General features: G+C 63.7%; 2 protein-coding genes. Both read right to left on the bottom strand.

What is annotated here, in order from left to right; translation table 11 throughout:
• Window positions 1-104: 104 nt before the first annotated feature.
• A complete protein-coding gene (gene istB / locus FVW59_RS19475; RefSeq protein ID WP_148066049.1) occupies window positions 105-860 on the bottom strand; it encodes an IS21-like element helper ATPase IstB in 756 nt (251 codons plus the stop codon).
• 11 nt (window positions 861-871) lie between these two features.
• A complete protein-coding gene (istA, locus tag FVW59_RS19470) occupies window positions 872-2,413 on the bottom strand; it encodes an IS21 family transposase (RefSeq protein WP_148066048.1) in 1,542 nt (513 codons plus the stop codon).
• Between the last annotated feature and the right edge of the window lie 185 nt (window positions 2,414-2,598).

Raw genomic sequence — 2,598 nt, 5'->3', positions numbered from 1 at the left:
TGCGTATACCGCTGAAGTCTGCCACCCATTCCATTTGAAGGCTGCCACCCGGACCGGAGCAAAGCTGCCACCCATCGGAGCGTAGCGACGCGGGGTTTGCATTGTTACTCGGAAGCCGTGGTGTCCGTCAACTTGGCCTGGCGTTTCCGCATGGATTCTCCTCTCAGATTGATCTTGTAGGCGTTGTGTACCAGCCGGTCCAGGATGGCGTCGGCCAGGGTCGCATCGCCGATCACGCCGTGCCACTCCTCGATCGGCAACTGGCTGGTGGCGACGGTTGAACATCGGCCGTGGCGGTCTTCCAACACCTCCAGCAAGTCACGTCGGTTCTCCGCGTTCAGCTTCATCAAGCCCCAGTCATCGAGGATCAACACGTCGACCTTGGCGAGGTTGGCCAGCAGCTTCGGGTAACTGCCATCGCCTTTGGCGATCATTAGTTCCCGCAGCAGCCGGGTCAGACGGATGTATTGCGCGGTATATCCTTCACGGCAGGCCTTGTGGGCCAGAGCGCAGGCCAGCCAGGTTTTACCCACGCCAGTGGGGCCGGTGATGAGGACGTTGAGGTGTTCCTTCACCCACTGGCAGGCTGCCAGCGACTGGATCAACCCTTTGTCCAGCCCCCGGGGGTTGCGGTAGTCGATGTCCTCCAGGGCGGCAACGTGTCGTAGCCTGGCCCGGCGCAATCGGTTGCTCAGACGGCGGTTCTCGCGCTCGGTGATCTCTCGATCCACCAGCAGGCCGAGGCGCTCTTCGAAGGCCAGATCATCGATGTCGGGCGTAACCATCTGGTCAGCCAGCGCCGCTGCCATGCCGGTAAATTTGAGGGTCTGGAGTTTGTCCAGGGTGGGATGCTTCAACATGGTGGGCTCCTTCAGTGGTAGTACGCGGGACCGCGGATGTTGTCGTGGGTGTCGGGCAGCGCCAGTTCCTGCTGCTCCTCCAGCGGTTGCTCGTCCAGGCGATGCTTGAGGATCGACTCGATGCTTTTGTAGCGGCAGCTGCCCAGCGTCAGTGCCCGCCGGCAGGCGGCTTCCAGGCGCTCATCGCCATAGGCCTTGCCCAGGCGCAGGATGCCCAGGCAGGAGCGATAGGCTTGCTGCGGATGTTTGCGCGACGCCAGCACCGTACGGATCAGCTTCTCGGTGGCGGGCCCTGTCCTGGCGGCCCACTGCATCAACCGCTCGGGCGACCACTCCCCGGCCTGGCGGTGCGACTCCGGCATGTGGGCCGGTACTGTGGTATGGCGCCCCTTGTGGTCGGAGCGCCGGTGGCTCGCGACCCGGTTGCCCCGGTGGAAGCACTCCACCGTGTTGCGGGTGATGCGGACCTCCACTTCCCGTTTGATTAGCGCATGGGGCACCGAGTAGTAATGCCCGTCGATGGCCACGTGGTAATCGATGTGCACGCGGGCCTTCTTCCACTCGGCGTAGACGTAGGGCTCTGCCGGCAGGGGCTGCAACGCCGGCCGATCCAGTTGCTCGAAGTGGCCCCGGCGGCAGCCCGGCAGCTTGCGGAAGGGGCGTTGGTTGAGAGCACCGAGCAACGCACTGATGGCGGCGTTAAGCTCTGCCAGGGAGAAGAACTGGCGGCGACGCAGGGCGGCGAGTATCCAGCGCTCGACCACCAACACACCATTCTCCGCCTTGGCTTTGTCACGCGGTCGGCGCACCCGGGCTGGCAGCACTGCCACACTGTAGTGGGACGCCATATCCTGATAGGTGGGATTGACGTCCGGCTCATAGCGATGGGCTTTGCTGACACCCGATCGCAGGTTGTCCGGCACCACTACCTCAGGCACACCGCCGAGGAAGCGAAAGGTGCGAACGTGGGAGCCGATCCAGTCCGGCAAGCTCTGGCTCCAGGTCGCCTCGGCGTAGGTGTAGTTGGAGGCGCCCAGCACGGCGACAAAGACCTGTGCTTCGCGAACCTCGCCGGTGGTGCGATCAATAATCGGTACCGTCTGGCCCGCGTAGTCCACGAACAGCTTCTCACCAGCGCGGTGGTCCTGGCGCATGACCACATCCAGTTTGCCCTGCCAGGCGCGATAGTGCTCGCAGAACCAGCTGTACTGGTAGCCATCAGGATAGGCCTGGCGGTACTCCTGCCAGAGCAGGAACAGGGTGACATGCTTGTGCTTGAGCTCTTGATGGACCTGCTGCCAGTCGGGGATGCCGCGTGACTCGGCGGGCAGGTCCGGTGGTGGCGGGAACAGCAGCCGCTCCAGACGGCTATCGTCCAGGTCGGCCGGCAGCGGCCAACTCAAGCCGGCGTCGGCAGCGCGGCGCAGGTACTCGCTGACGGTGGGGCGGCCGATGCCGCAACTGGTGGCAATCTTGCGATTGCTCATGCCCTGGGCCCATTTAAGGCGCAGGACCTCTTTGATTTTACGCATGGATAACCTCTTTGCTGGCATCTGTCCCCCTCCGTGTGGAAAGGGTCAGGGTACCGTTGAGTTATCCCGCGTCGGGGGGCTCTGTTGGGTGCCCTCAGGCTGCCTGCCGGGGTGGCAGGCTTGCCCTGGAATCAGTGGCAGCTTTGCCGTGGAATGGGTGGCAGGCTTCGCGTGGAATCAGTGGCAGGCTTGGTCTGGAATACGCA

The organism is Parahaliea aestuarii, from assembly GCF_008064635.1.
GTDB classification, from domain to species: Bacteria; Pseudomonadota; Gammaproteobacteria; order Pseudomonadales; family Halieaceae; genus Parahaliea; species Parahaliea aestuarii.
Note: the sequence above shows the minus strand (reverse complement) of the source record. Positions and strands in the feature narration are given on the sequence as shown.

Excerpts from the sequence above, each read along its gene's own strand:
- istA (WP_148066048.1), bottom strand. The coding sequence starts at position 2,413 with ATGCCAGCAAAGAGGTTATCCATGCGTAAAATCAAAGAGGTCCTGCGC.
- istB (WP_148066049.1), bottom strand. The coding sequence starts at position 860 with ATGTTGAAGCATCCCACCCTGGACAAACTCCAGACCCTCAAATTTACC.